Raw genomic sequence first — 26,876 nt, 5'->3', positions numbered from 1 at the left:
GTTCGGTAGACGATGACGTCCCGGAGGTGCCCCGCATGACTCCCGACCGTGCCGCAGGCCTCGCCGAGTCCGCCCGAGCGCTGGCTGACGGGGAGGTGACGTCGCGGGCGCTCGTCGCGGCGGCGCTGGCGCGGATCGAGGCGACCCAGGGCACCCTCAACGCCTTCCGGGTGGTCCGGACCGAGGCCGCGCTCACCGAGGCGAAGGCCGCCGACGAGGAGCTCGCCGCCGGGGTGCGCAAGCCGCTGCTGGGCGTGCCGGTCGCGGTGAAGGACGACATGGACGTGGCGGGCGAGCCGACCGCGTTCGGCTGTTGCGGTGAGTTCCCGCCGGTCGCCGAGGACGGGGAGGCGGTACGGCGACTGCGCGCGGCCGGGGCGGTGATCATCGGCAAGACGAACACCTGCGAGCTGGGGCAGTGGCCGTTCACCGAGGGGCCCGCCTTCGGCGCAACCCGCAACCCGTGGCACCCGGACCATACTCCGGGTGGCTCGTCCGGCGGTTCGGCGGCTGCCGTGGCCGCCGGTCTGGTGCCCGCCGCGCTCGGCTCGGACGGCGCCGGTTCGGTACGGATCCCGGCCTCGTGGACCCATCTGATCGGCATCAAGCCACAGCGCGGCCGCATCTCCACCTGGCCGCGCGGCGAGTCCTTCCAGGGCATCACCGTCAACGGCACCCTCGCCCGTACGGTGGCCGACGCGGCCCTCCTGCTGGACGCCACCGCCGGCAACCACGACCTCGACCCGCACCGGCCGCCGGCGGTCGACGCCTCCGCGGCGGTCGGCCGCGACCCCGGCCGGCTGCGGATCGCGCTCTCCCTCAAGCCACCGTTCACCGCCGTGCCCGCCCGGCTGCAGCCCGAGGTGCGGGCCAGGGTGGTCCGACTCGCCGAGAAACTGGGCTCGTTGGGGCACTTCGTCGAGGAGGCCGATCCGCCGTACGGCCAGATCGGGCTGACCTTCGTCCCCCGTGCCACGGTCGGTATCGCCGAGTGGGCGAGCGACGCGCCCTTCCCCGCACTGCTGGACCCGCGCACCCGGGGCGCCGTGCGGCTGGGCCGGCTCCTCGGCGGGGCCCCGCTGCGGGCGGCCCGGCGCGCGGAGGCGGTGCTGCACCGTCGTATCGGCGCGTTCTACGAGTCGTACGACGTGGTCCTCGCGCCCACAACCGCCGCTCCGCCGCCCCGAATCGGCGCGATGCTCGAACTCGGCGGTTTCGCGACCGACCGCGCGATGATCGCCGCCTGCCCCTATGCCTGGCCCTGGAACGTGCTGGGCTGGCCCGGCGTCAACGTTCCCGCCGGGTTCGTGGACGGGCTGCCCGTCGGCGCCCAGCTGCTCGGCCCGGCGAACAGCGAGCCGCTGCTGGTCTCGCTGGCCGCGCAGTTGGAGGCGGAGCTGCGCTGGCACGAGCTGTGGCCGCCGCAGCAGGGCGAGCACATGTCGGCCCCGGTCGTCTGAGACACCGCAGGCCCCGCCCTGTCAGGCTCTACCCTGTGACGATGGACGATGCGTCGATGGTCGGGCTCATGGGGCGGGTCACCGGCACGGTGGGGCCCGGGCTCGTCGGCGAGGTGATCGTGCGGGTGCGCGGCGGCGCGGAGCACTTCCTCGCCTATCCGGCCACCGGCAGCGAGCGCATCGAACGCGGCGCGGTGGTGATGGTGGTGGAGTACCTGCCGCCGCGCACGGTCTACGTCCAGGCGGCATACGACAGTTGAGCCCGCTCCTTCGCAGGTGAGAGCCGTCCGCGTCAAGGTTGCGGCAAGGATCCGTCAATCCCTGTACCTGCGTGTCGCACAGGCGCACACTCCCATTCGTTCGGTGCCGAAAGGGCACCATCCAAAGGGGGCGTATGCCGATGGTTGTCGGCGTCGTTGCGGGGGTGGCAGTAGCTGCCGTCCTCGTTCTGATCGGTCTGTTCAAGATGATGTGGCGGGTCGCCGAACCCAACGAGGCCCTCGTCATCTCCGGCTCCAAGCACCGCACGGAGGGCTTGGAGGAGGGCATGGGCTTTCGCATCGTCACCGGGCGCGGCACGCTGGTGCTGCCCGGTGTGCAGGCGGTGCGCAAGCTGTCGCTCGACCTGAACGAGACCGAGTTGCAGGTGGACTGCGTGACGCACCAGGGCATTCCGCTGAAGGTGCGGGGCGTGGTCATCTTCAAGGTGGGCGACGACTTCGTGTCGATCGCCAACGCGGCCCGCCGCTTCCTGGACCAGCAGAAGCTGATGTCGGAGCGGGTGCACAACGTCTTCGCCGGTCATCTGCGGTCCATCGTGGGCGGGTTGACGGTGGAGGACATGATCCGCGACCGGGACAAGCTCACCGGGCAGACGCGGGCGGCGTGCGGCACGGAGATGGAGAAGCTCGGCCTCATCGTCGACTCGCTGCAGATCCACGAGATCGAGGACCCCACCGGGTACATCCAGAACCTGGCCATGCCGCACGCGGCGGCCGTGCAGCGGGACGCGCGGATCGCACAGGCGGAGGCGAACCGTCTGGCCACGGAGGCGGAGCAGCAGTCGTTCGCGCGGATGGCCGAGGCGACCCGGGACAGCGAGATCCTCCAGGCCGGCTATCAGGCCGAGCGGGACAAGGCTGGTGCCAAGGCCCGGCAGGCCGGTCCGCTCGCCGACGCGGCCGCCCGGCAGGAGGTCGTCGTCCAGGAGACGCGGGTCGCCGAACTGGAGGCGCACCGGCGCGAGCAGCAGCTCCAGGCCGATGTCCGCAAGCCCGCGGACGCGATGGCCTACGAGAAGCGCACGCTGGCCGAGGCCGAGCGCGACGCGCGGATCTCGGCGGCGCAGGCCAAGGCGAAGGAGACGGAACTGGCGGCCGCCGCCGAGGCGACCCGGGTCAAGACGGCCGCGGGCGCCGAGGCGGAGGCCACCAGGACGCGCGGCACGGCAACGGCCGCCGCGACCCGGGCCACCGGCGAGGCGGAAGCCGCGGCCGCGCAGGCCAAGGGCCTCGCCCAGGCCGAGGCGGCCAAGGCCAGGGGGCTCGCGGAGGCGGAGGCCATCAAGGCCCGGGCCGCCGCCCTCGCCGAGAACCAGGAGGCCGTGGTCGCCCAGCAACTCGCCGAGAACTGGCCGGAGATCGTCCGGGCCGGTGCGTCCGCCTTCGGCAACGTCGACAACATGGTGCTGCTCAACGGCGCCGACGGCATGGCGGACATGTTCGCCAAGGCGCTCACCATGGGCGGTACGGGGCTCGGGCTGGCCCGACAGCTGCTCGCCTCGATGAACCAGAACGGACAGGCTCCGAAGGAGGCTTCGCCGCTCAACGGGCTCGCGCAGAAGGTTCCCGTGGACGAGAAGTGAACCTCCAGGCGTCTCCAGGGGTCTTCAGTGACCCTTCACTCGTCACTCACGGGGGCAGCCCCTAAGGTGCCCCCGTGAGCACGTACACCGACGAGAACGTCCCGGGCCGCCACGGCCCCACCGCCACCACCGAGGCCGAGCCCCGCGCGGTCGGCAAGGTGCGCACCGAGTACTCCCCCGCGCACGACGGCGACCCCGACCCCGGGGAGATCGTCTGGACCTGGGTGCCCTTCGAGGAGAACGACGGGCGGGGCAAGGACCGCCCGGTGCTCGTGGTGGCCCGGGAGGCCGCCGGCACCCTCCTCGCCGTGCAGCTCTCCAGCAAGCGGCACGACGGGGACCGTGAGTGGGTCGCCATCGGCAGCGGGCCGTGGGACCGTACGGGGCGCGACTCCTGGGTCGACGTGGACCGCATCCTCCGGCTGCACGAGCGGGGCATGCGCCGCGAGGCGTGCGCCCTGGACCGGGGGCGGTTCAACCTGGTCAGGCAACGGCTGCACGAGCGCTACGGCTGGACCTGACGCTGCTTGCTGGACCTGACGCTGCCGACTGGTTCTGGCGCCACGACTAGGGCCACTACCCCGGGAACGCCTGTGCGAACGCGGCTCGCGCCTGGCCGTCCGGCGTGCGCTCCAGGATTCCGAACACCACGTGCTCGAAGGCGTCGGCGAACCGCCCACCGGGGCCGAGCAGCCCCCGGAACGCCCCCGCCACCTGCGCGGGGTCGTTCTGGAACACCCCGCAGCCCCAGGCGCCCAGCACCAGCCGCCGGTACCCGTGCGCCGCGGCCGTCTCCAGCACCCGCTCGGCCCGTACGGTCAACGCGTGCGGCAGCTCGGCCGTGCGCTGCGGGGCCGTACGCCGTATGACACCCGCGTTCGGAGCGGCGGCCGTCAGGAAGCCGGCCGTGTACGGCTCGTCCAGCGGTCGGCCGCGGTCGTCGCGGAAGACGGGCACGCCGGGTGAGTGGATGACCCGGTCCGTGTAGAAGGGGTCGCGGTGGGCGCGGTGGTGGTCGTAGAACGCGCGGGCTGCGAGCAGGCAGGCGTACAGCGCGGAGGCGCGGCACAAGGCCTCCTCCTGGGCCTGGGCGCCGTTCAGATAGCCGCCGCCGGGATTGCGGGCCGAGGCGAAGTTCAGTACGGCCGTCCCGGCGCCGAGCCGACGGGCCGCCTCCAGGCTGCTCTCGCCCGTGACCTCGAAGAACGTCTGCGCCACGGAAGCCTGCGGCACCGGATCCGGCGTCGGCACCGGGTCCGGCCCGTACATCCGCGTGCCGTCCCGCGCCGCCTCGATCGCCGCCGCGAGGGACACCACGCGGCCGTCCGGCGTGCGGTACGCCCCCGCCGCCACGATCTCCTCCGTCTGCTGCGCGATGCCGCGCAGGCGCGCGCTCATGGCGCCACCCCCGTGCGCGCCATGACCGCGCGACCGCGTCGGCCGCGCGCGATCTCCCCCGTCGTGCTCACGCAGGCATCGTGAGCGATGCTGGTCCTGCGGTGCAACAGAGTTTCCCGGCCCCGCCGGCGGTGGCGAACGGGCGGGAAATCCCCTGCCAACGCCCGGAGAGCGGAGGTTACCGACCCGGAACGTGCCGGTACGCACCCTTGTGCGAAGCGACGCGAGCGTCTTGGGTGGGACGAGTGTGCCGGCCCGCCCACAAGATCCGGGCCGGGAGGCATCGTGGACTCTCAGGAGGATCCCGACATGTCAGATTCGGTGAGTGACTGTACGGAGCAGCCCCGCACCGCGGTCACCGAAGCCGAGGTGGAGGCCCTGGTCAGGGGCATCTGCTTCAAGACCGGCCCACCCCGCACCCTCGGGGTCGAAGTGGAATGGCTCGTCCACGAGCTGCGCAGTGCGCGGCTCCCCGTGACACCCGAACGACTCGAAGCGGCCTACGCCGCACTACGGACCGTGCATCTGAGGTCGGCGCTCACCGTCGAGCCCGGCGGCCAGCTGGAACTGAGCTCGCCGCCCGCCACCTCGCTGATGGAGTGCATCGGTACCGTCGCCGCCGACCTCGACACCGCCCGAGCGGTACTGCGCGAGCACGATCTCGGTCTGGTCGGCCTCGGAAATGATCCCTGGCACTCGCCCCGCCGGTTCCTGCGCGAGCCGCGGTACGACGCCATGGAGGCCTGTCTGGACCGGGCGGGCCCGGCCGGCCGCGCCATGATGTGCACCTCCGCGTCCGTGCAGGTGTGCCTGGACTCCGGTTACGAGGAGCCCGGCCCGCTGGGGCACGGTCGGCGCTGGTGGCTGGCGCACCAGCTGGGCGCGGTCCTGGTCGCCGCCTTCGCCAACTCCCCGCTGGCCGGGCGCGAGCCCACGGGCTGGCTGTCCACCCGGCAGTTGCTGTGGATGGAGATCGGCGCGGGCCGCGCGGGCGCACCCCCGCTGGACGGCGATCCGCGGATCGCCTGGGCGCGGCACGTCCTGGACGCGCCGGTGATGTGCGTACGCCGGGAGGGCGGCCCGTGGGACATCCCGGACGGGATGACGTTCCGGGAGTGGACCCGGTCGGGGGCGCCGAGGCCGCCGACGCGGGAGGACCTCGACTACCACCTCACGACGCTGTTCCCGCCGGTCAGGCCGCGTGGCCATCTGGAGCTGCGCATGATCGACGCGCAGCCCGGCGAGGACGGCTGGATCGTGCCGCTGGCCGTGACGACCGCGCTCTTCGACGACCCGGAGGCCGCCGAGACCGCCTACCGCGCCGTGAAGCCGCTGGCCGAGCGCGCCCTGTCGCTGCCCGCGCCGCACAATCCGCTGTGGATCGACGCGGCCCGCTCGGGCCTCGCCGACCCCGAGCTGCGCGAGGTGGCGGACACCTGCTTCGCGACGGCGCTGGAGGCGCTGCCCCGGCTGGGGGTCACGACCGAGGTCACGGACGCCGTGGCGGCGTACCGGGACCGCTATGTCAGCCGGGGCCGCTGCCCCGCCGACGATCTGCTGGACGAGCTCTACGGCACGGACCGCACTCTGCACGGGAAGGACGACCGGACATGACCGACCCCGCCCACGACGCCGAAACGCTACGCGAGCGGGCAGTGACCACCCTCACCACCGCCCGTGCCCGGACGACCCTGCTGACCTCCTGCGTCAAGGATCCCGACCTCACCGCCCAGCACTCGCCGCTGATGTCGCCGCTGGTGTGGGACCTCGCGCACATCGGCAACCAGGAGGAGCAGTGGCTGCTGCGGACGGTCGCCGGGCGGGAGGCGATTCGGCCCGAGATCGACGGCATCTACGACGCCTTCGAGCACCCGCGCGCCGAGCGCCCCTCGCTGCCGCTGCTGCCGCCGGCCGAGGCCCGGCACTACGCGTCCGAGGTGCGCGGCCGGGTGCTGGACCTCCTGGAGAGCACGGCCTTCCACGGAACGCGGCTGACCGAGGCGGGCTTCGCCTTCGGGATGATCGCGCAGCACGAGCAGCAGCACGACGAGACGATGCTGATCACCCATCAGCTCCGCAAGGGCCCGCAGGCCCTGCACGCCCCGGACCCGGAACCGGCGCCCCTGCTCACGGGGCCGTCCGAAGTGCTGGTCCCCGGCGGTCCGTTCACCATGGGCACCTCGACGGAGCCGTGGGCGCTGGACAACGAACGTCCGGCGCATGTGCGCGAGGTGCCGCCGTTCTACATCGACACGACCCCGGTGACGAACGCCGCGTACCAGGCGTTCATCGAGGACGGCGGCTACGACGACGACCGCTGGTGGACGGCCGAGGGCTGGGCGCACATCCGGCAGCACTCCCTGCACGCCCCGCTGTTCTGGCGCCGCGACGGCAAGCAGTGGCTGCGGCGCCGCTTCGGCGTCACCGAGGTCGTACCGCCCGACGAGCCCGTGCTGCACGTGTGCTGGTACGAGGCCGACGCCTACGCCCGCTGGGCCGGACGCCGGCTGCCCACCGAGGCCGAGTGGGAGAAGGCCGCCCGCCACGACCCGGCCGGTGACCGCTCGATGCGCTACCCGTGGGGCGACGCCGACCCGGCGCCCGAGCACGCCAACCTCGGCCAGCGACATCTGCGCCCGGCCCCGGCCGGAAGCTACCCGGAGGGCGAATCGCCGCTCGGGGTACGGCAGTTGATCGGTGATGTCTGGGAGTGGACGGCGAGCGACTTCCTTCCGTACCCGGGGTTCCAGGCCTTCCCGTACAAGGAGTACTCGGAGGTGTTCTTCGGGCCCGAGTACAAGGTGCTGCGGGGCGGTTCGTTCGCGGTGGACGAGGTGGCCTGCCGGGGCACCTTCCGCAACTGGGACCTTCCGATCCGGCGGCAGATCTTCTCCGGGTTCCGCACGGCCCGGTCGGGGGACGTCTGATGTGTCGTCATGTGGCTTATGTGGGCCCCGAGGAGCCGCTCGGCACACTCCTCGTGGAGCCGCCGCACGGCCTGTACCGCCAGTCGTGGGCGCCTCGGCGGCAGCGGCACGGGACCGTCAACGCCGATGGTTTCGGGGTGGGTTGGTACGCCGAGGGGGACCCGGTGCCGGCGCGGTACCGCCGGGCCGGGCCCATCTGGGCGGATCTGTCCTTCGCCGATCTGGCCCGGGTCGTACGGACGACCGCGCTGCTCGCCGCCGTACGGGACGCGACGCTGTCGGGCGCCGACGCGGAGGCCGCGGCGGCGCCGTTCGCCGCGGGTCCCTGGCTGTTCAGCCACAACGGCGCCGTGAAGGGCTGGCCGGGCTCGCTCGCGCCGCTCGCGCCGACCCTGCCCGCGGTGGACCTGCTGTCGATGGAGGCCCGCAACGACTCGGCGCTCGTCTGGGCGCTGGTCCTCGCGCGGCTCCGCGGCGGGGACGACGAGGGGCAGGCTCTGGCCGACACCGTTCTGGAGGTCGCCGAGGCGGCCCCGGGCTCCCGGCTGAACCTGCTGCTCACCAACGGCGAGACGATCACCGCGACCGCCTGGGGCGACACCCTCTGGTATCTGACCCGGCCCGGCGGCGGCACCGTAGTGGCCTCCGAGCCCTACGACGACGATCCGCACTGGCAGGAGGTCCCCGACCACACCCTCCTCGCGGCGAGCGGCACCGATGTGCTGCTCACCCCGCTGAAGGACCCCAGCGACGCCCTGGCACCCGCACGACCGAAGGAGCCCAGCACGTGAGTCCGTTCCTTCTCACCCGTACCCTGCCCGAGGACGCCACCGACGCCGCACTGCGCGCCGACGTCCTGAAGGGCCTGACGAGCACGCCGAAGACGCTGCCGCCGAAGTGGTTCTACGACGCTCAGGGCAGCGAACTCTTCGAGAAGATCACCGAGTTGCCCGAGTACTACCCGACGCGCGCCGAGCGCGAGATCCTCGTCGACCGGGCCGGCGAGATCGCCGCGGCCACCGGTGCCCGCACCCTCGTCGAGCTGGGCTCCGGCTCCTCGGAGAAGACGCGGTACCTCATCGACGCGCTGACCGGGCTGCACACGTACGTCCCCGTCGACGTCAGCGAGAGCGCGCTCACCCAGGCCGGACAGGCGCTGATCGAGGAGCGGCCGGGGCTGGACGTGCACGCCCTGATCGCCGACTTCACCGGCGGGCTGACCCTGCCGGGCACGCCGGGCCCCCGGCTGGTGGCGTTCCTGGGCGGCACGATCGGCAATCTGCTGCCGGCCGAGCGCGCCGCGTTCCTCGCCTCCGTCCGCGCCCTGCTCTCCCCCGGTGACGCGCTGCTGCTCGGCACGGACCTGGTCAAGGACGAGCGGGTCCTGGTCGAGGCGTACGACGACGCGGCCGGGGTGACGGCCGCGTTCAACAAGAACGTACTGACCGTGATCGACCGCGAGTTGGGCGCCGACTTCGATCCCGGTGCGTTCGAGCACGTGGCGCTCTGGGACCCGGAGCACGAGTGGATCGAGATGCGGCTGCGCTCCCGCACCGCCCAGACGGTGAAGGTGCCCGCGCTGGACCTCGCCGTCGACTTCGCGGCGGGCGAGGAGATGCGCACCGAGGTGTCGGCGAAGTTCCGCAGGGACGGTGTCCGCGCGGAACTGTCGGCGGCCGGGCTGGAGCTGGCGCACTGGTGGACGGACGGTCAGGGCCGGTTCGCGCTGTCACTGAGTGTGGCGCGATGAGAGCCTGTGGACGAACCCCCGTCGTCCGCCCGAAGGGCGGGCGCTCCGGCGCCTTGCGATCGCACGCACCGGGCGCCGCAGCGCAGGCGGGGGTTTGTCCACAGGCTCTCAAGGACGGCTCGCGCGATGCCCCGCCTTGGGGCACCGTGGAGTGACGCGTGTGAGAGGAGCACCCACATGTCGAACCACACCTACCGGGTCACCGATATCGTCGGCACCTCGCCCGAGGGCGTGGACCAGGCCATCCGCAACGGTATCGAGCGTGCCTCGCAGACCCTGCGCAACCTGGACTGGTTCGAGGTGACCGAAGTGCGCGGCCAGCTCGAAGAGGGGCAGATCGCGCACTGGCAGGTGACCATGAAGGTCGGCTTCCGTCTGGACGACGCCGGGTAGCACGCCGCCAGGGGTGTTGTGCGGGACTTTCCCCACACCCCCTAGGGGTCAGGTCCGCCCCTCCCGCTCCTGCGCCACCTTCAGCGCCGCGGACGGGGCGGTCCAGCGCGCCCGTACGACGGTGAAACCGGCCCGTTCGGCGTCCTCGCAGACCAGTTCGTCGTCGTCCACCAGGACCCGGATCTCACGGGTGCGGGCGAGGCGGCGCAGGATCTCCAGCTTGGTGCGCCGGGCGGGCCTGCGGTCGTCGTTGCGCCGCATGTACACCCGCCCGTCCGGCAACCCCTGCGCGGCGAGCCAGTCCAGGGTGTCCCGTCGGCAGCGCTCGGGCCGCCCGGTCAGATAGAGGACCTCGCACTCCTGCGCGCTCTCCCGCGCCAGCTCGATGCCCTGCGCGAGGGGCGGGTCCTGCGGGGCGGCCGCGAAGAAGCCGTCCCAGTCACGCGGTTTGCCTTCGAGGAAGTGCTGCCGGTGTGCCGTGTCGGCGAGGGTGTTGTCCAGGTCGAACACGGCGAGCGGGCGTGTGCTGCTGTCGGTCACATCCCTCACACTAGGGGGTGTTTCGAAAGTTCCCCTGGACGGGCCCCGCACCCCGGCAACCTCCGTGGGCCGGGCGGCCACTGCTGTGCGACATGGCAGGCAGGCGGAGGCGGGAGGCCCCGATGGGCAGCACAGCGAGCGGCATGCGGCGTACGGCGATCGGGACGGCGGCGGCGGTGAGCGCGGCCCTGGTGTCCGTGCTGGGGACGGCGGGCGAGGCGTCCGCCGCGACGACCCTGGTCGTGGCGACCGACGGGAACGACTCGGCGCCGGGCACCCTGGCCCAGCCCCTGCGGACCATCCAGCGGGCCGTGGACCTGGCGCGGCCCGGTGACGTCATCGCCGTACGGGGCGGCACGTACGCGCTCACCGACAACATCACCATCACCACCTCGGGCACCGCCTCCCAGCCCATCGGCCTGGGCGCCTACCAGGGCGAGCGCGTGGTCGTCGACGGCGAGCGACTGCCCGCCAGTCACACGCCGGTCGGCGGCAGCATCCCCCGGGCCGAACGCGGGGCGATCCACATGGAGGCCTCCCACTGGCGGATCTCCGGCCTGGAGCTCGTCAACGGCCCGTACGGGGTCTACTGCGACGGCTGCAACAGCAACGTCTTCTCCAGTCTCTCCACACATGACAACTACGAGTCCGGTTTCCAGCTCCAGGGTGCCTCCAGTGACAACCAGATCCTGAACCTGGACAGTTACGGCAACCGTGACCCGCGCAAGAACGGCGAGAGCGCCGACGGACTGGCCATCAAGGAGGGCAGCGGAACCGGCAATGTGGTGCGCGGCGCCCGATTGTGGAACAACGTGGACGACGGGTTCGACGCCTGGAAGTTCGCCTCGCCGATTCTGATCGAGAACACGGTCGCGTACGGCAACGGGTTCAACCGCTGGAACTTCCCGGACTTCGCGGGCGATGGCAACGGCTTCAAGATGGGCGGCGGCAGCCCGGCCCCGGCGGTGGGGCACACCCTGCGCAACTCGATCGCGTACAAGAACGCCGCGCACGGCGTCACGGACAACGGCAATCCCGGCGCCCAGACCCTGACCCGCAACACGACCTGGGCCAACGCCGGTACCGGTTTCGACGCCGACGTCTCGGGCGGCACCGCCGCCCTCACCGCCAACCTGTCCGTCGCCGACGCCCGGGCGGTGTCCGTCGGCTCGGGGACGACCACCAGCGGCAACTCATGGAACCTGGGAGGGACTTGGAACGCCTCCTCGGTCCTGAGCACCGACCCGGGCGCCCTCACGGGTCCGCGCTCCGCCGACGGCTCGCTGCCGTCGGCCCCGAGCTTCCTCGTGCCCCGCAACGGCACCGCTGTCGGCGCCCGGTTCTGAACCGCCGGCCGGGCTGTCCCTGTGCGTCACATTTGAGACAGTCCGGCCGAAAGAAATGGTCCGGACTATTTCCCGGGGGGCGCTTTTCCGCAGGCCTCGCAAGATGGCGGGCGCATCACGAGGGGCACGAATGCGCCACCGGAGCACGGTAATTGAACCCCGCGGTTGATTGTTCAAAGAGAGCGCTGACATACTCCGGCTTCCGACTTTCGCCGTCACCTCACCCGTCCCCCCTCCCCCCCACCAGCCCGCACCCACCAGTGTGTTCGGCATGACGCAGCAAAGAAGGTGCGCCTGTGCCCGAGTTTTCACCATGGCACGACAATTCGCTCACATACAGTCCGCCGAATAACGAACCCGCGCCCTCCCGGCGCATATCTGAAGACCCCGAATTTCACTCACTGCGCCGAGCCCAACGCCGGTTCGGCGTCCGGGCGACCCTTCTCTCGGTAGGTGGATTCCTCCTGTACGTCCTGCTGTCGCACTCGTTCCCCGGGCTGATGAACCAGCGTCTGCTCGGGAACCTCACGCTCGGGCTCACCCTGGGGCTCGGGCAGTTCGTCGTGATGGGCGTGACCGCCTGGTGCTACCTCAGGCACATGCGCACCCGGGTCGACCCGCTCGCCCGCGGCCTGGAGTCGCGACTGCACCAGCACGAAGCCAACTCGCTCCGCACCGTCGCGCCGAACGGCGAGGCCGGGCAGGCCTTCCGGTCCGGCGACTCCAGGGGGTACCGCACGTGGTGACCATGCCCGAAGGCATCGTCGACAGGTTCAGCCTGAACCTGACGTTCGTGCTGTTCCTGTCGGTGGTCGTGGTCACCCTGTTCATGGCGCTGCTGACGGCCCCTCAGCGCGACGAGATCAGCGAGTTCTACCTCGGCAACCGCACCATGTCGCCGCTGCGCAACGGCCTCGCCATGTGCGGCGACTACCTGTCGGCCGCGACCCTGCTGGGCAGCACCGGACTGGTCGCCCTGACCGGGTACGACGGGCTGCTCTACCTCGGCGGCACGGTCGTCGCCTGGATGATGGTGCTGCTCCTCATCGCCGAACCCCTGCGCCGCGCGGGCAAGTACACCCTCGGCGACACGCTGGCCCTGCGCCTGACCCGGCTGCAACGGCCGGCCAGGCTCGCCCTCGCCGTGTGCACCCTGGCCATCACGACCCTCTACCTGGTGGCCCAACTCGTCGGCAGCATGGCCCTGTTGACCCAGTTCACAGGCGAACCCAGCGCCGCGACCCGCACCCTGTGCGTGATCGTGATCGGCACCATCGTCATCGTGTACGCGGCCATCGGCGGCGCGCCCGGCGCCACGGTCATCCAGATCATCAAGGCCGTGATGCTCATCGCGGGCGTGACGGTCACCGCGGTCATGGTGCTGCACCACTACGACTGGAACCCCAACGCCCTGCTGTCGGCGGCCGCGAACCACAGCGGCACCGGCACACAGTTCCTCGAACCCGGACTGCGCTACGGCGTCAGCGCCACCAGCAAGATCGACTTCTTCAGCCTGGAACTGGCGATCGTCCTGGGCCTGGCCGCACTCCCCCACGTACTGATGCGCCTGCTCGCCCCGCGCAAGGTCGACGTACTGCGCTCCTCCCTGGTGTGGGCGGTGGGCCTGGTCGGCCTGGTCTGTCTGGCGGCCGGCATCCTCGGCCTCGGCGCCACGGCCGTCGTCGGCCGCGAGACCATCGCGGAGACGGACCACAAGGGCGACTCCGCGGTCCTGCTCCTCGCCAACGCCCTCGGCGGCGGCATCCTCACGGCCCTGCTGTCCTGCCTCGCCTTCGTCACCCTGCTCGCCGTCGCGGCCGGCCTCACCCTCGCCGCCGCCTCGTCACTCGCCCACGACCTGTACGGCGAGGTGATCCGCAAGGGCCGCGCGAGCGAGACCGAGGAACTGCTGGTGGCCCGGCTGTCCGCGGCCGTCATCGGCGTCCTCGCCATGATGCTCGCCCTCGTCTCCTGGGGCGCCAACACCGCCACGCTCGCCTTCCTCGCCTTCGCCATCGCGGCGTCCGCGATCCTGCCGACGATCGTGTACACCCTCTTCTGGCGCCGCTTCACGGGCGAGGGGGCGCTGCTCAGCCTCTGGGGCGGACTGGTCTGCTCCGTCCTGCTGGTGCTGTTCTCCCCCGTGGTCTCCGCCACGCCGGGCTCGTTCTACCCGGACGCCGACTTCGCCTGGTTCCCGCTGCAGAACCCAGGCATCGTCTCCATCCCGGCGGGCTTCTTCCTCGGCTGGCTCGGCACGGTGCTGAGCGAGCGGCCAGGGCCCCAGGAGGATGCCGCCTACGAGGAGTTCGAGGTCCGGATGCTGGTGGGCGCCAAGGAGTAGGACATGCTTTCGCCATGACTGCTCGTACGTTCCTGATCGGCGCCGCCCGTGAGCGCCCGTGCACCCTCGCCGTCTGCCGGGGCTGCTGCTGCGGTGATCCCCGCAAGCACCCCGGCACCGACCACGCCTGGCAGTTGGAGCGGCTGCGGGCCGCAGGGGCCGAGCACGGTTTCCAGGTCCGTACGACCGACTGCCTGGGCCCCTGCGACCAGGCCAACGTGATCGTCGTCCAGCCGTCGGCCGCGGGGCGCCGGGCCGGCGGGCGGGCCACCTGGGTGGGCTTCGCGATGGACGACGACTGCACGGAGGAGATCGTGCAATGGGCGGCCGCGGGCGGGCCGGGCCTGGCGGAGCCGCCCGTCACGCTGGAGCTGCAGTTCATCCAACCGCCGCGGGACGCCCGGGTGCGGTCCCGTCGCTGACTGCCGGGCCGGGATCGGCAATTGTTAATGGGATCCATTTTCATGTAGCGTCCTCGGTGTTCACCCACCGAGGAGGTCCGTCATGGCTGTCCCCAAGCGGAAGATGTCCCGCAGCAACACCCGCCACCGCCGCGCCCAGTGGAAGGCGAGCACACCGCAGCTCGTGCCCGTCACCGTCGACGGGGTCAGCCACCTCGTGCCGCGGCACCTGGTGAAGGCGTACGAGCGCGGGCTGCTCCGCCCCGAGGGATGACGGGGATGCCGTACGACCGCCGTCTGCCTGTCACCGTCCTGTCCGGCTTCCTCGGGGCCGGCAAGACGACCCTGCTCAACCATGTCCTCGGCAACCGCGAGGGACTGCGCGTGGCGGTGATCGTCAACGACATGAGCGAGGTCAACATCGACGCCGCCCTGGTGCGCGGCGGCGAGGCCGCCCTGTCGCGGACCGAGGAGCGCCTGGTCGAGATGACCAACGGCTGCATCTGCTGCACCCTGCGCGACGACCTCCTCCAGGAGGTCGACCGGCTCGCCCGCGAGGGCCGCTTCGACCATCTCCTCATCGAGTCGTCCGGCATCTCGGAACCCATGCCGGTCGCGGCCACCTTCGCCTTCGCCCGCGACGACGGCGCCACCCTCGGCGATCTGGCCCTCCTGGACACCATGGTCACGGTCGTCGACGCCGCCAACTTCCTCACGGAGCTGGACAGTGGCGACGAACTCGCCGAGCGCGGCCTCGACCAGTACGAGGACGACGAGCGCACGGTCAGCGATCTCCTCGTCGACCAGGTCGAGTTCGCCGACGTCCTCGTGCTCAACAAGCTCGACCTGGTGGACGACGTGACCGCGGACCGGCTGCGTGCCGCACTGGGCCGGCTCAACCCCGCCGCGCGGATCGTCGACGCCGTACAGGGCCGGGTGGCGCTCCAAGAGGTGCTCGGCACCCGGCTGTTCGACCTGGAGCGCGCCCAGCAGGCACCGGGCTGGGTGCGGGAGCTCAACGGCGACCACGTCCCGGAGACCGAGGAGTACGGCATCTCGTCCACGGTGTTCCGCTCCCCGGTGCCCTTCCACCCCGGGCGGCTGTGGACCTTCGTCACGGAAGAGCTCGACAGCGGCACATTCGGGAAGGTGCTGCGCTCCAAGGGGTTCTTCACCCTGGCCAGCCGTCCGCAGGTGACCGGGCTGTGGTCGCAGGCCGGTTCCGTCGCCCGCTTCGAGCCCAGCACCGCACGCGACACGGACGCGCCGTACGCCCAGGAGCTGGTCTTCATCGGCACGCACCTGCGTGCGGAGGCGCTCCGGGCCGCACTGGCCGAGTGCCTGATGGTGAACGGCGAGGGTTTCCCGGTCGCCGACGCGTTCCCGGCCTGGGACACGTACGGCATCGACGACGCCTGCGACCACGAGCACGCGGCGCCGCGCCAGGCCTCCGCTCACTGAGTCCCCGGCGCCGCTCCAGGTCTCCCCTCGCTGAGCCCCCGGCGCCCCTGCCCGCCTATTCTGGTGAGGGGCCGGTCCTGCTCGCGCAGCGCGAGAAGGGAGCCGCGGGTGGCTGAGCGGACGATCGACAGGGCGGCCGCGGGCACCTTGCGGCGGGCCAGGGACGCCGCTGCCCATGAGGCGTGGGCCGAGGCGTACCGGCTGCTGGGCCGCCTGGACGCCACACGCCTCAGCCCCGACGACTGCGCCGCGTTCGCCGACGCCGCCTGGTGGACGAGCCGGATCGACGAGTCGATCGTCCAGCGGATGCGGGCCTACTCCGGATATGTCGCGGCGGGCGCGGCCCGGCGGGCGGGGCTCATGGCCTGGCTCCTCTTCTACGAGCACCAGCTCGCGGGACGCACGGCCGTGGCCGCCGGCTGGCTGCGCCGGGCCCGGCGGCATCTTCGGGGTGAGCCGGAGTGTGTCGAGCAGTGCTACCTCGCCTGGGTCGACGCGGAGGAGGCTCAGGAGCGCGGCGCGTTCGACGAGGCGATGGCCGCGGCACGGCGCATGGCCGGGATCGCGCGGCGCTGCGGCAGCCCGGATCTGCGGGCCATGAGCGTTCAGGCGCAGGCGGGCGTGCTGGTGGCCCGGGGTCGTGTGGGGGACGGACTCGACCTCCTGGACGACGCCATGTGCTCGGCCATGGCCGGTGAGCTCAGCTCCTTCTTCACCGGCTGGGTGTACTGCCTGGGCCTCCAGCGGTCCATGGCCTGCGTCGACATCGAACGCGCCGCCGAATGGACCGAGGCGGCCATGCGGTGGTGCGCGGCGATGCCGGCCGAGAACAACTACCGCGGGCTGTGCCGGGTGCACCAGGTGGAGGTGCTGGAGCTGCGCGGAAGCTGGCCCGAGGCGCTGGCGGAGGCCGAGCGGACGTGCGAGGAACTGCTGCCGTACGAACGGCGGATGGCCGCCGAGGCGGTCTACCTGGCCGGCCAGATCCAGCGCCGGCGCGGTGAGCTCGCGGAGGCCGAGCAGTCCTACGACCGTACCCACGAGCTCGGTCGCGACCCGCAGCCCGGCCTCGCCCTGCTGCGGCTGGCCCAGGGGAAGGCCGACGCCTCGGCCACGGCCCTGAGGCTCGCGCTCGCGAGCGGAACCGAGACCGGCGAAACCGAGGCCGGGGAGACCGAGACCGGCGGAACCGTGGCCGGCGAGACCGAGGCCGGCGGAACCGTGGCCGGCGAGACCGAGGCCGGCGAAACCATGGGCGGGCGCCTCGAACGGTGCAGGCTGCTCGCGGCCCAGGTGGAGGTGTGCCTCGCGCTGGGCCGGACGGCCGAGGCGCGCACGGCGGCCGAGGGGCTCCGGGCTCTGGCCCGGGACTGGCAGCGGCGGTGCGGTTCGGAGGCGACCCTGCTGCACGCGAGCGCCGCGGCGGCCTCCGGTGCGGTGGCCTTCGCCGCCCGTGACCTCGACCGCGCGCTGCCCCTGCTGCGCCGGGCGCTGGCGCTCTGGCTGGAGCTTCGGGTGCCGTACGAGGCCGCCCAGGTGCGGATGACACTGGCCGCAGCCGACCGGGCCGCCGGGGACGACGAGGGTGCCCGGATGGAGCTGCGGGCCGCTGAGCAGGCCTTCCGGCAGCTCGGCGCCGTACCCGACTCGCGCCGGGCGGCGGCCCTGCTCGCCGAGGTGCGCCGACGGCAGCCCCGCGGGCTCACCGAGCGTGAGATCCAGGTGCTGCGGCTGGTCGCGTCGGGCCACACGAACCGGGGTATCGCCGCGGAGCTGGTGATCAGCGAGCACACCGTCGCCCGGCACCTGAACAACATCTTCGCCAAACTCGACGTGTCCTCGCGGGCCGCGGCGACGGCGTACGCGTATGAACACGGCCTCACCTGAGGCCGTCCATGCGCCGTCCCACGCGCCATGCGTGGGCATGGGCCGTTCTGCCCATGCCGGGTCCACCGAGGATGGGCGATTCCGGTGATGAGCGCGCCCCCGCCACGGCGTAGACCGGAGGGGTGACCCCTTCCCGACCCGCAGCGGAAAGGCGGGTGGCGACCATGACCACCTACACACCGACCCTCGACGACAGGCTGCTGGACCGGCTGCGCGGAGCCGTGCGCGGCGGCATCGTCGAGCCCGGCGACCCCGACTACGACGAGGCGCGGCAGGTCTACAACGCCATGCACGACCGGCGGCCGGCGATCATCGTCAGGGCCGTCGACGCGGGCGACGTCATCGCCACCGTGGACTTCGCCCGTGAACAGGGCCTGCCGCTCGCCGTGCGCGGCGGCAGCCACAGCGTCCCCGGCTACGGCACCTGCGACGGCGGTGCCGTCCTCGACCTCGGCCTGATGCGCGGCATCCGCGTCGATCCCGAGACGCGGACGGCGTGGGTCGAGGGCGGCTGCACCTGGGCGGACGTCAACCACGCCACGCACGCCTTCGGCCTGGCCACCACCGGCGGGGTCGTCTCCACCACCGGTGTGGGCGGCCTGACCACCGGCGGCGGCATGGGCTACCTGGCCCGGCGCTGCGGTCTGGCCTGCGACAACCTCGTCTCGGTGGACCTCGTGACGGCCGACGGCGCCTTCCTGACCTGCACGGACGACCAGCACAGCGAGCTGCTGTGGGCGGTACGCGGGGGCGGCGGGAACTTCGGGGTCGTCACGTCCTTCGCGTACCGGCTGCACCCGATCGCCGACATTCTCGGCGGGCCGGTCTTCTTCCCGCTCGACGGCGACGTGATCCGCCGCTACCGGGAGCTGGTCGCCGAGGGGGACGAGTACCTCGGCGCACTGCTCGTCGTCGGACTCGGTCCGCCGGTGCCCTTCCTGCCCGAACGCTGGCACGGACGGCCGCTGTGCGGCGTGATCGCCTGCTGGACCGGGTCCCAGGACGAGGACGACCGGATCCGGGACCGCCTCGGCGCGCTCGGGCCCGTGCTGGGCCGGTACCTGGAGCGCATCCCCTACCCGGTGATCAACACCCTCTTCGACGACCTGGTACCGGCCGGGCTGTACCACTACTGGAAGGGCGCCTTCACCCAGGGCCTGTCCGACGGCGCCGTCGAAGCCTGCGTCGAGTACGGCGCCACCACCCCGTCCATCCAGAGCGTCACGGTCGCGTTTCCCATCGACGGCGCCTGCCACCGGGTGGGACCGGAGGAGACCGCCTTCTCCTACCGGGACGCCGACTATTCGTTCGCGCTCAGCGGCACCCTCACGACCCGTGCGGACTGCGAGGACCGGAAGGACTGGGTGCGCGGTTTCCATCAGGCGCTCGAACCGCACTCCATGGACGGCGGCTACGTGAACTTCATCGACGGCGACGACCAGAACCTCGTCGGGGCCAACTACCGCGCGAACTACGCCCGTCTCAGGGAGCTGAAACGGCGCTACGATCCGGGCAACCTGTTCCGCCTGAACCACAACATCGCGCCGTGAGGAATCCTGCGGGCTCCCAGGTGTTGAAGCCTGTATGAGCTCCGTGATCGCCTCGACCCGCTTCTCCGTCCTCGACCGCTCCCGCACCCGCGAGGGCCGGCCGACCGGCGAGGCGCTGCGTGACACGGTAGCGCTGGCGCGGGAGATCGAGGCGCTCGGCTACCACCGCTTCTGGGTCTCGGAGCACCACGGCGTACCCGGCGTCGCCGGCTCGGCGCCGACCGTGCTGGCCGCCGCCGTGGCCGCAGCGACCCGCACGATCCGGGTCGGGACCGGCGGGGTGATGCTGCCCAACCACCAACCGCTGGTCGTGGCCGAGCAGTTCGGGGTGCTGGAGGCCCTGTTCCCGGGGCGCGTCGACATGGGGCTGGGACGGTCCGTCGGCTTCACCGACGGGGTGCGCAAGGCGCTCGGTCGGGACAAGGGGGTCGCGGAGGACTTCGCGGCGCAGATCCAGGAGTTGCTCGGCTGGTTCCGCGGCACCTCGTCGACGGGGGTGCACGCGCGCCCTGCCGAGGGCCTGACCGTGCCGCCGTTCGTGCTGGCCATGGGCGAGGGAGCGGAGATCGCCGCCCGGGCGGGCCTGCCCATGGTCATCGGTGACCTGCGGAACAGGGAGAAGATGCAGCGCGGCATCGACCACTATCGCGCCGGCTTCCGGCCCTCGCCCTGGGCGAGCGAGCCGTACGTCGTGATCTCCGGGACGGTCGCGGTGGCCGCCACTCCCGAGGCGGCCCGGCGCCTGCTCGTCCCCGAGGCCTGGTCCATGGCCCACTCGCGCACGCACGGCACCTTCCCGCCCCTGCCGCCCGCCGAGCGCGTCGAGGCGATCGCGATGACCGACAAGGAGCGCGGCTTCTACGAGGGTGGCCTCACCGGGCACATCGCGGGCACGGAGGAGCAGGTCGCGCATGACCTGGAGACGGTGCTGAAGGAGACGGGGGCGCAGGAGGTGCTGGTCACGACCAGTACCTACGACCGTGCGGCCCTGGTGGACTCCTACCGGCGGCTCGCCCGGATCGTCAGCGCGTGATCCGGGCGAGCCGCCGGCGAGGGACGGTCCGGTGGGTCAGTCGGTGTCGCGCGGGTCGAACGACCTGGTGTCGATCGTCAGCGGCTGCGGGAAGGCGTTGGCCACCGAATCCCAGCCCGTGAACTTGAAGTTGGTGCCTTCCCGGTCCCCGTCCGCCGGTGTGGCCTCACCGTCATGGGTGACGAGCAGGCCCTCGGGGAAGTCGCGGCCCAGCGGGACGTTGAGCACGGCGGCACCGTCGGAATGCTGCACCCCGTCGGTGGCGGCGCTGTCGGTGACGGCGAAGGAGCCGAGGTAGGCGTTGCGGCCCTGGCGTTCGTACACGGCGAAGGTGTGGTCGCCCTGGCTGGAGGCGAGCAGGTATCCCTTGCCGTCGGCGGCGTGGTAGATCGCCGCGCCCTCCGCGTCGGCGCTCAGGTGCTCACCGCCGAAGCCGGGGTCGTGGGCGGTGTCGATGACGCACTCCTCTTCCTCCGCGTCATACGTCCACGGCGTGCCGTACTCCCGCACCCGGTCGATCAGCTTCGGGCGGTCGAACTCCTCGTCGTCGAGCTCGACCCGCCACAGCCCGACGTCCTCCTGGGCGGCGTACAGGACGTGCTCCTCCTGGTCTACGACCATGCCCTCGACCTGCGCGTGGTCGCCGGGGTCGGCGCAGGGGGTCCAGCTCCGCCCGTTCGGCAGGGTGAAGGAGGCGGGCAGGTCGAGCGTGTCCTCGGTGCTGTAGCCGACGCGCCCGTTGCGGTCCTCCAACCTCAGCAGCCGTACGCGGGTCTCCGAGCGGCGCGACACCACCGCGTACGCGTGGTCGTCGTCGCTGAAGGCGGCCAGCCCGTAGGCGGTGCGCTGGTCGTCCACCTCGGCCTCGCTCGCGGAGAAGACCGGCGCGGCGTCGGTCGCGGTCACGTCCTTCAGCGGAGGCCTGCCCGCCGCCACGGCGGCCGGGTCGATGGCGTAGGCGCGGACCCGGTCCCGGCCGCGGTCGCTGACCAGGGCCAGGTCGGTCTTCCTGCCGGCCAGTTCGAAGCCGTAGACGACGTCGACGTTGTTGAAGCGGCCGAGTGCGGCGTCCTTACCGGGCGCCGCGGGCGCGGCGATGTGCTGGAGCCGGGTGCCGTCGAGACCGTAGACGTCGAGGCCGGCCTCCTTGAGGGTGCCGATGACGAGGCTGCGACCCGGGTGGTGGGGGTCGGCCCAGACGGCCGGGTCGTCGGCGTCGGCGTTGCCGCCCGCCTCGTCGTCGTGGACGGCGGGGGTCTCCACGCGTGCGGAGACGGAGACCGGCTGCGGGGCGGATGCGCCCGTGACCATCAGCAGCGCGGCGGTGAGAGTGCTCAGAGCTGAGGCGCTCACGATGCTCCTCGGTAGGAAGAGAGACTGGCGAGACGCTATGGGCGGCCGGTGTGGATGAGCCGACGGCCTCATGAACAACAGGCGGCTCGTACGGCCGCGAGGTCCCCTTCGCATAGAATCGCGGGGTTTGCCCACGCCCATCGACCGCCCGTCTCGGAGCCTCTACCCCATGCACTCCCCGCACGATCCGTACGTCCGTGTCCGCGGCGCCCGTGAGCACAACCTCCAAGGCGTGGACGTCGATATTCCGCGGGACGTGTTGACCGTGTTCACAGGCGTGTCCGGGTCCGGCAAGTCGTCGCTCGCCTTCGGCACGATCTACGCGGAGGCCCAGCGGCGCTACTTCGAGTCGGTCGCGCCGTACGCGCGCAGGCTGATCCACCAGGTCGGCGCGCCCAAAGTCGGCGAGATCAGCGGACTTCCGCCCGCCGTGTCGCTCCAGCAGCGCCGCTCGGCGCCGACGTCCCGCTCCTCCGTCGGCACGGTCACCAACCTCTCCAACTCCCTGCGGATGCTGTTCTCCCGCGCGGGCGACCACCCGCCGGGCGCCGAGCGGCTCGACTCGGACGCCTTCTCGCCGAACACGGCGGCCGGAGCGTGCCCGGAATGCCACGGGCTGGGCCAAGTGCACCGTACGACCGAGGAGTTGCTGGTTCCCGACCAGACCCTGTCGATCCGGGAGGGCGCGATCGCCGCGTGGCCGGGTGCCTGGCAGGGCAAGAACCTGCGCGACATCCTCGACGCGCTGGGCCACGACGTCGACCGGCCCTGGCGCGAGCTGCCCGCCGAGCAGCGCGAGTGGATCCTCTTCACCGACGAGCAGCCGGTCGTCACCGTCCACCCGGTGCGTGACGCCGACCGCATCCAACGGCCGTACCAGGGCACGTACATGAGCGCCCGGCGGTACGTCATGAAGACCTTCTCCGACTCCAAGAGCCCGACGCTCAGGGCCAAGGCGGAGCGCTTCCTGGCGTCCACGGCCTGCCCGGCGTGCCAGGGCAGCAGGCTGCGGCCCGAGGCGCTGGCGGTGACCTTCGCCGGCCGGACGATCGCCGAGCTGGCCGCGCTGCCGCTGACGGAGCTGGCGGGCACCGTGGACGGCGAAGCCTCGTCGGAGACGGCCCGCGTCCTCACCGAGGACCTGCGGTCCCGTATCGCACCCGTCGTCGAACTCGGCCTCGGCTACCTCAGCCTCGACCGCGCCACGCCCACGCTCTCCGCGGGCGAACTGCAGCGCCTGCGGCTCGCCACCCAGCTGCGGTCCGGGCTCTTCGGTGTCGTGTACGTCCTCGACGAGCCGTCCGCGGGACTGCACCCGGCGGACACGGAGGCGCTGCTGACGGTGCTGGCGCGGCTGAAGGCGGCCGGGAACACGGTGTTCGTGGTCGAGCACCACCTCGATGTCATGCGTGGCGCCGACTGGCTGGTCGACGTGGGGCCGCGTGCGGGTGAGCACGGCGGACGGGTGCTGCACAGCGGTCCGGTGGCGGAGCTGGCGACGGTCGCCGAGTCGGCCACCGCGCGCTTCCTCTTCGACGACTCCCCCGCCCCGGTACGCCAAGTGCGTTCCCCGCTCGGCCAGTTGAAGGTCGGCCCGGTCACCCGGCACAACCTGCGCGGGGTGACCGCCGAGTTCCCGCTCGGCGCGTTCACGGCCGTCACCGGTGTCTCGGGTTCGGGCAAGTCCACGCTCATCGGCGAGATCACCGAGGACCTGGCGGGCGTGGGGCGCCTGGTCTCGGTGGACCAGAAGCCGATCGGACGCACCCCGCGCTCCAATCTCGCCACCTACACCGGCCTCTTCGATGTCGTACGCAAGGTGTTCGCGGCCACCGACGAGGCGGGGGCCCGCGGTTACGGCGTCGGACGCTTCTCCTTCAACGTCGCGGGCGGGCGCTGCGAGACCTGCCAGGGCGAGGGGTTCGTCAGCGTCGAGCTGCTGTTCCTGCCGAGCACGTACGCCCCGTGCCCCGACTGCGGCGGGGCGCGCTACAACCCCGAGACGCTCCAAGTGGCGTACCGGGGACGGAATATCGCGCAGGTACTGGACCTCACGGTCGAAGCGGCCGCGGACTTCTTCGCGGACACCCCGGCCGTGGCCCGCAGCCTCGCCACCCTGCTCGACGTCGGCCTCGGCTATCTACGGCTCGGACAGCCCGCCACCGAGCTGTCCGGCGGCGAGGCCCAGCGCATCAAGCTGGCGAGCGAACTGCAGCGCGTCCGCCGCGGCCACACCCTCTACCTCCTCGACGAACCGACGACCGGCCTCCACCCGGCCGACGTCGAGGTGCTGATGCGCCAGCTGCACGGGCTCGTCGACGCCGGGCACACCGTCGTCGTGGTCGAGCACGACATGGCGGTCGTCGCGGGCGCGGACTGGGTGATCGACCTGGGGCCGGGCGGCGGGGACGCGGGCGGACGGATCGTGGCGGTGGGCCGGCCGGCGGAGGTGGCGCGTGCGGAGGGGAGCGCCACGGCGCCGTATCTGGCACGTGCGATGCCCTGAGTCCTGCTCCTGTGATGCCCCGAAAAGCCCTTGGGGACCTGGCACTTGTGCCTCGTACAATCGCCGCGTGCGTTGATCCTCCGCGCGGCGGCGCGTGCCGTCGCGGACTGTGTGGGCGCCCGGAGGTTTCCGTGGCCGCCCCGGCAGGCATTCCCGTCGCCGTCCCACCGGAGATCACGCATGACAGCGCAGCAGTCCCTCACCTATGACACGTTCGTCGCGCTCGCGACGGCCGACCCCGCCGTCGTCGGCCTGGTCCTCAAGGGCTCGCGGGCCCATGACGGCATGGCCTCCGAGCACTCCGACCACGATCTGTACGTCGTCCTCGCGGACGGCGCGGCGACAGACCTGCGTCGCCTCACCGCCCTCCGTACGGCCCGGCTTGATCTGGTGATCGTCTCTCTCGCCGAGTTCCGGGCGGCCGGAATGCCGGGATCCGAGCGTTACGCCCTCGCCCGGGCGCGGGTCTTGCTCGACCGGCTGGACGGGGGGATCGCGGAGATCCTCGCCGCCAAGGCGCGGCTCGGCGTCGACGAGGCGTTCCGGGCTGCCGACGGATGGCTCGACGCCTACGCCAACTCCCTCTACCGCTCGGTCAAGAACGACCGTGACGGCGAGCCGCTCGCCGCCCGGCTCGACGCCACCGACAGTGTGGGGCACCTCCTGGAGCTGCTCTTCGCCCTGGACCGGCGCCCCCGCCCGTACAACAAGTACCTACGCTGGGAGCTCGCCCGCCACCCGCTGCCGGGCTGGGACGGTGCCGCCCTGCTGCGGGACGTGGACCGCATTTCCGCGAGCGGCGATGTGGCGGTCCAGCGGCGGCTGTTCGGCCGCGTGGAGGCCGCGGCCCGCCGGGAGGGGCACGGGGCGGTGCTGGATGCCTGGGGTGAGGATCTCCGGCTGATGCGCCCCCGGTAGCGCGGAGCGTTCGGCGGCGCGGGCCAGGCTGCGACGGTCGGGGTGAAGGCCCGGCGCGATCGCCTCCTTCACCTCGACGTCGGCGACCAGCTCGCGTGCCCTCACCACCCGCCATACCGAGGTGAGCAGCGCGTCCTCACCGACGAAGGCGGCCGCCGTGCTGGGTGCGCCCTGGGCCGTCCGGTACCGCAGACGGACCGGCTGGACGGGGACGTCCGCGTCGAGAGCTGCCTGGAAGGCGGCCCGGCGGAAGTGGCCCTGGGCGCGGCCGCACCAGGTGCTGCCCTCGGGGAAGAGGGCGACGGCCTCGCCGGCCCGCAGCGCCTCGGCGATCCGGGCGACGGTGCCGGGCAGGGCGCGGATCCGGTCGCGGTCGATGAAGAGGGCGCCGCTGCGGGCGGTCAGCCACCCCGCGACGGGCCAGTCCCGGATCTCCGACTTGGCGAGCATCCGCGCCGGGCGGACGGCGGCGAGCAGCGGGATGTCCAGCCAGGAGACGTGGTTGGCGACGAGCAGCAGCCCGCCGTCGGGAGCGGCACCGCCGTCGATGCGTGCCCGGACCCCCGCGGCCCGGACGACCCAGCCGCACCAGCGCCGGATCAGCGCCGCGGGTACCCGCCCGCTGAGCGGGCCGCCCAGGAAGCCGACGACCAGGAGGAGCAGGACCGCTGTGAGCCGCAGGGCGGCCAGGGGTACGGCCCTGGCGGGTCCCGTCGCGTCCACGCACGCCCGCGGGGTGCAGGGCGCGTGGGGCCGCCAGAGGTTCGCCGCCTCGACGGGGTGGGCGGCCTGGGGAGCGGTCGCCGTGGGGACACGTACGGCACCGAGGGAGTAGGTGCTCATGGCCGCCACGTCCGTCACGCCGGGACCAGGGAGAGGAAGTGCCGCAGATAGCGCGAGTTGACCCGGCGCATCGACAGCAGCACGTACAGGTCGGCGACCCCGAACTCCGGGTCGTGCGCGGGCTCGCCGCAGACGAAGGCGCCGAGGCGGAGGTAGCCGCGCAGGAGGGCCGGGAGTTCGGTGCGGGTGGCGGGGGCGGGCTGGGTCGGCTGCCAGGGGCGCAGCGGTCGTACGCGGTACTCCTCCGGGGCCAGGTGCTTGGCCTGCACCCGGTCCCAGGTCGCGGCCGCGAGGGTGCCGCCGTCGGCCAGCGGGATCGAGCAGCAGCCGGCCAGCCATTCGTGGCCGCGGTCGACCATGTAGCGGGCGATACCGGCCCAGATGAGGCTGATGACGGCGCCGTCGCGGTGGTCGGGGTGGACGCAGGAGCGGCCGACCTCGACCAGGTTCGGGCGCAGCGCGTCGATCCGGGTGAGGTCGAACTCGCCCTCGGAGTACAGCCGCCCCGCGACCGCGGCGCGCTCCGGCGGCAGCAGCCGGTAGGTGCCGACGACCTGTCCGGACACCTCCTCGCGGACGAGCAGATGGTCGCAGTACGCATCGAAGGCGTCGATGTCGTGACCCGGCTGCGAGGTGGACAGCAGGGCCCCCATCTCACCGGCGAAGACGTCGTGCCGCAGCCGCTGGGCGGCGCGCACGTCCTCCTCGTTGCGGGCGAGTCCGACGGTGTAGCGGGTAGGTGCCGTGGGCTGCGGGGGACGGTCGACGGTCAGTACGCCGGTCATGGCTTACTCCTGGTCACGGGCCGGGGACGGCGAGCGGAGGGAAGTGGCGAGCGGTGTGAGGTGCCGCCCCTGTTCTTCCTATGCCGGTTGGCTTGTGCGTGACCTGTGCCAGGAGAG

24 protein-coding genes and 1 pseudogene are annotated in these 26,876 nt (G+C 72.3%); 20 read left to right on the top strand and 5 right to left on the bottom strand.

The window, feature by feature from the left end; genetic code table 11:
• Window positions 1-35: 35 nt before the first annotated feature.
• From ABIE67_RS41975 to ABIE67_RS41960, 4 genes are all read left to right on the top strand, one after another.
• Complete coding sequence (locus ABIE67_RS41975; RefSeq protein WP_370266821.1) at window positions 36-1,460, top strand: amidase; 1,425 nt, start codon at window positions 36-38, stop codon at window positions 1,458-1,460.
• Window positions 1,461-1,501: 41 nt separating this feature from the next.
• Window positions 1,502-1,720: a hypothetical protein gene (locus tag ABIE67_RS41970; protein WP_370266820.1), complete on the top strand. Its 219-nt coding sequence runs from the start codon at window positions 1,502-1,504 to the stop codon at window positions 1,718-1,720.
• A 134-nt stretch (window positions 1,721-1,854) separates the two neighbouring features.
• On the top strand, window positions 1,855-3,324 hold the full coding sequence (locus tag ABIE67_RS41965) for an SPFH domain-containing protein (protein ID WP_370266818.1): 1,470 nt from the start codon (window positions 1,855-1,857) through the stop codon (window positions 3,322-3,324).
• A gap of 74 nt (window positions 3,325-3,398) precedes the next feature.
• Complete coding sequence (locus tag ABIE67_RS41960) at window positions 3,399-3,845, top strand: type II toxin-antitoxin system PemK/MazF family toxin (protein ID WP_370266817.1); 447 nt, start codon at window positions 3,399-3,401, stop codon at window positions 3,843-3,845.
• Between the two features lie 55 nt (window positions 3,846-3,900).
• Here the strand turns inward: ABIE67_RS41960 and ABIE67_RS41955 are convergent, their stop codons facing one another.
• Window positions 3,901-4,722 (bottom strand): TIGR02452 family protein, encoded by an 822-nt coding sequence (locus ABIE67_RS41955; protein ID WP_370266816.1) that lies wholly within the window; start codon window positions 4,720-4,722, stop codon window positions 3,901-3,903.
• Window positions 4,723-5,031: 309 nt separating this feature from the next.
• On the opposite strand from ABIE67_RS41955, the gene egtA reads away from it, so the two are divergent.
• The 5 genes from egtA (at window position 5,032) to ABIE67_RS41930 (ending at window position 9,792) form a co-directional block, all read left to right on the top strand.
• Window positions 5,032-6,336 (top strand): ergothioneine biosynthesis glutamate--cysteine ligase EgtA, encoded by a 1,305-nt coding sequence (gene egtA / locus ABIE67_RS41950; protein ID WP_370266815.1) that lies wholly within the window; start codon window positions 5,032-5,034, stop codon window positions 6,334-6,336.
• On the top strand, window positions 6,333-7,649 hold the full coding sequence (gene egtB, locus ABIE67_RS41945) for an ergothioneine biosynthesis protein EgtB (RefSeq protein ID WP_370266814.1): 1,317 nt from the start codon (window positions 6,333-6,335) through the stop codon (window positions 7,647-7,649). The genes egtA and egtB overlap by 4 nt, the downstream gene beginning before the upstream one ends.
• Window positions 7,649-8,440, top strand: a complete 792-nt coding sequence (gene egtC / locus ABIE67_RS41940) for an ergothioneine biosynthesis protein EgtC (protein WP_370266813.1) — start codon at window positions 7,649-7,651, stop codon at window positions 8,438-8,440. Before egtB ends, egtC begins: the two co-directional genes overlap by 1 nt.
• Window positions 8,437-9,399: an L-histidine N(alpha)-methyltransferase gene (gene egtD / locus ABIE67_RS41935; protein WP_370266812.1), complete on the top strand. Its 963-nt coding sequence runs from the start codon at window positions 8,437-8,439 to the stop codon at window positions 9,397-9,399. Before egtC ends, egtD begins: the two co-directional genes overlap by 4 nt.
• Before the next feature lie 177 nt (window positions 9,400-9,576).
• Window positions 9,577-9,792, top strand: a complete 216-nt coding sequence (locus ABIE67_RS41930) for a dodecin (protein WP_030052884.1) — start codon at window positions 9,577-9,579, stop codon at window positions 9,790-9,792.
• Between the two features lie 48 nt (window positions 9,793-9,840).
• Here the strand turns inward: ABIE67_RS41930 and ABIE67_RS41925 are convergent, their stop codons facing one another.
• Window positions 9,841-10,332, bottom strand: a complete 492-nt coding sequence (locus tag ABIE67_RS41925) for a hypothetical protein (protein WP_370266810.1) — start codon at window positions 10,330-10,332, stop codon at window positions 9,841-9,843.
• 122 nt (window positions 10,333-10,454) lie between these two features.
• Here ABIE67_RS41925 and ABIE67_RS41920 point away from each other — a divergent pair, with 122 nt between their 5' ends.
• The 9 genes from ABIE67_RS41920 (at window position 10,455) to ABIE67_RS41880 (ending at window position 20,354) form a co-directional block, all read left to right on the top strand.
• Window positions 10,455-11,678, top strand: coding sequence for a right-handed parallel beta-helix repeat-containing protein (locus ABIE67_RS41920; protein ID WP_370266809.1), 1,224 nt, complete (start codon window positions 10,455-10,457; stop codon window positions 11,676-11,678).
• Window positions 11,679-11,974: 296 nt separating this feature from the next.
• Window positions 11,975-12,424: a DUF485 domain-containing protein gene (locus ABIE67_RS41915; RefSeq protein WP_370266808.1), complete on the top strand. Its 450-nt coding sequence runs from the start codon at window positions 11,975-11,977 to the stop codon at window positions 12,422-12,424.
• 2 nt (window positions 12,425-12,426) lie between these two features.
• Window positions 12,427-14,022 (top strand): cation acetate symporter, encoded by a 1,596-nt coding sequence (locus ABIE67_RS41910; protein ID WP_370269464.1) that lies wholly within the window; start codon window positions 12,427-12,429, stop codon window positions 14,020-14,022.
• A gap of 14 nt (window positions 14,023-14,036) precedes the next feature.
• A complete protein-coding gene (locus ABIE67_RS41905) occupies window positions 14,037-14,444 on the top strand; it encodes a (2Fe-2S) ferredoxin domain-containing protein (protein ID WP_370266807.1) in 408 nt (135 codons plus the stop codon).
• A gap of 82 nt (window positions 14,445-14,526) precedes the next feature.
• Complete coding sequence (rpmF, locus tag ABIE67_RS41900; protein ID WP_370266806.1) at window positions 14,527-14,697, top strand: 50S ribosomal protein L32; 171 nt, start codon at window positions 14,527-14,529, stop codon at window positions 14,695-14,697.
• 5 nt (window positions 14,698-14,702) lie between these two features.
• Window positions 14,703-15,884: a GTP-binding protein gene (locus tag ABIE67_RS41895; RefSeq protein WP_370266805.1), complete on the top strand. Its 1,182-nt coding sequence runs from the start codon at window positions 14,703-14,705 to the stop codon at window positions 15,882-15,884.
• 108 nt (window positions 15,885-15,992) lie between these two features.
• Complete coding sequence (locus tag ABIE67_RS41890; RefSeq protein WP_370266804.1) at window positions 15,993-17,771, top strand: LuxR C-terminal-related transcriptional regulator; 1,779 nt, start codon at window positions 15,993-15,995, stop codon at window positions 17,769-17,771.
• A gap of 164 nt (window positions 17,772-17,935) precedes the next feature.
• Window positions 17,936-19,321, top strand: a complete 1,386-nt coding sequence (locus ABIE67_RS41885; protein WP_370266803.1) for an FAD-binding oxidoreductase — start codon at window positions 17,936-17,938, stop codon at window positions 19,319-19,321.
• 34 nt (window positions 19,322-19,355) lie between these two features.
• On the top strand, window positions 19,356-20,354 hold the full coding sequence (locus tag ABIE67_RS41880; protein WP_370266802.1) for an LLM class flavin-dependent oxidoreductase: 999 nt from the start codon (window positions 19,356-19,358) through the stop codon (window positions 20,352-20,354).
• Window positions 20,355-20,390: 36 nt separating this feature from the next.
• On the opposite strand, the gene ABIE67_RS41875 is transcribed toward ABIE67_RS41880, so the two are convergent.
• Window positions 20,391-21,707, bottom strand: coding sequence for a phytase (locus tag ABIE67_RS41875; protein WP_370266801.1), 1,317 nt, complete (start codon window positions 21,705-21,707; stop codon window positions 20,391-20,393).
• 169 nt (window positions 21,708-21,876) lie between these two features.
• On the opposite strand from ABIE67_RS41875, the gene ABIE67_RS41870 reads away from it, so the two are divergent.
• Together ABIE67_RS41870 and ABIE67_RS41865 are read left to right on the top strand one after the other, a co-directional pair.
• Window positions 21,877-24,213 (top strand): ABC transporter, encoded by a 2,337-nt coding sequence (locus tag ABIE67_RS41870; protein WP_370266800.1) that lies wholly within the window; start codon window positions 21,877-21,879, stop codon window positions 24,211-24,213.
• Between the two features lie 180 nt (window positions 24,214-24,393).
• A complete protein-coding gene (locus tag ABIE67_RS41865; RefSeq protein WP_370266798.1) occupies window positions 24,394-25,131 on the top strand; it encodes a hypothetical protein in 738 nt (245 codons plus the stop codon).
• Between the two features lie 249 nt (window positions 25,132-25,380).
• On the opposite strand, the pseudogene ABIE67_RS41860 reads toward ABIE67_RS41865, so the two are convergent.
• Window positions 25,381-25,974 (bottom strand): annotated as a pseudogene (locus tag ABIE67_RS41860) (lysophospholipid acyltransferase family protein); the annotation flags it as partial.
• Between the two features lie 14 nt (window positions 25,975-25,988).
• Window positions 25,989-26,759, bottom strand: a complete 771-nt coding sequence (locus tag ABIE67_RS41855; protein ID WP_370266797.1) for a GNAT family N-acetyltransferase — start codon at window positions 26,757-26,759, stop codon at window positions 25,989-25,991.
• Window positions 26,760-26,876 lie beyond the last annotated feature (117 nt).

The organism is Streptomyces sp. V4I8, from assembly GCF_041261225.1.
GTDB lineage: Bacteria > Actinomycetota > Actinomycetes > Streptomycetales > Streptomycetaceae > Streptomyces.
The sequence above is the reverse complement of the archived record's forward strand: the minus strand, read 5'-3'. Positions and strand labels throughout refer to the sequence as shown.

Coding starts and splice junctions, on each gene's coding strand:
- ABIE67_RS41975 (WP_370266821.1), top strand. CDS start 36: ATGACTCCCGACCGTGCCGCAGGCCTCGCCGAGTCCGCCCGAGCGCTG.
- ABIE67_RS41970 (WP_370266820.1), top strand. CDS start 1,502: ATGGACGATGCGTCGATGGTCGGGCTCATGGGGCGGGTCACCGGCACG.
- ABIE67_RS41965 (WP_370266818.1), top strand. CDS start 1,855: ATGCCGATGGTTGTCGGCGTCGTTGCGGGGGTGGCAGTAGCTGCCGTC.
- ABIE67_RS41955 (WP_370266816.1), bottom strand. CDS start 4,722: ATGAGCGCGCGCCTGCGCGGCATCGCGCAGCAGACGGAGGAGATCGTG.
- egtA (WP_370266815.1), top strand. CDS start 5,032: ATGTCAGATTCGGTGAGTGACTGTACGGAGCAGCCCCGCACCGCGGTC.
- egtB (WP_370266814.1), top strand. CDS start 6,333: ATGACCGACCCCGCCCACGACGCCGAAACGCTACGCGAGCGGGCAGTG.
- egtC (WP_370266813.1), top strand. CDS start 7,649: ATGTGTCGTCATGTGGCTTATGTGGGCCCCGAGGAGCCGCTCGGCACA.
- ABIE67_RS41930 (WP_030052884.1), top strand. CDS start 9,577: ATGTCGAACCACACCTACCGGGTCACCGATATCGTCGGCACCTCGCCC.
- ABIE67_RS41920 (WP_370266809.1), top strand. CDS start 10,455: ATGGGCAGCACAGCGAGCGGCATGCGGCGTACGGCGATCGGGACGGCG.
- ABIE67_RS41910 (WP_370269464.1), top strand. CDS start 12,427: ATGCCCGAAGGCATCGTCGACAGGTTCAGCCTGAACCTGACGTTCGTG.
- ABIE67_RS41905 (WP_370266807.1), top strand. CDS start 14,037: ATGACTGCTCGTACGTTCCTGATCGGCGCCGCCCGTGAGCGCCCGTGC.
- rpmF (WP_370266806.1), top strand. CDS start 14,527: ATGGCTGTCCCCAAGCGGAAGATGTCCCGCAGCAACACCCGCCACCGC.
- ABIE67_RS41895 (WP_370266805.1), top strand. CDS start 14,703: ATGCCGTACGACCGCCGTCTGCCTGTCACCGTCCTGTCCGGCTTCCTC.
- ABIE67_RS41885 (WP_370266803.1), top strand. CDS start 17,936: ATGACCACCTACACACCGACCCTCGACGACAGGCTGCTGGACCGGCTG.
- ABIE67_RS41880 (WP_370266802.1), top strand. CDS start 19,356: ATGAGCTCCGTGATCGCCTCGACCCGCTTCTCCGTCCTCGACCGCTCC.
- ABIE67_RS41870 (WP_370266800.1), top strand. CDS start 21,877: ATGCACTCCCCGCACGATCCGTACGTCCGTGTCCGCGGCGCCCGTGAG.
- ABIE67_RS41865 (WP_370266798.1), top strand. CDS start 24,394: ATGACAGCGCAGCAGTCCCTCACCTATGACACGTTCGTCGCGCTCGCG.
- ABIE67_RS41855 (WP_370266797.1), bottom strand. CDS start 26,759: ATGACCGGCGTACTGACCGTCGACCGTCCCCCGCAGCCCACGGCACCT.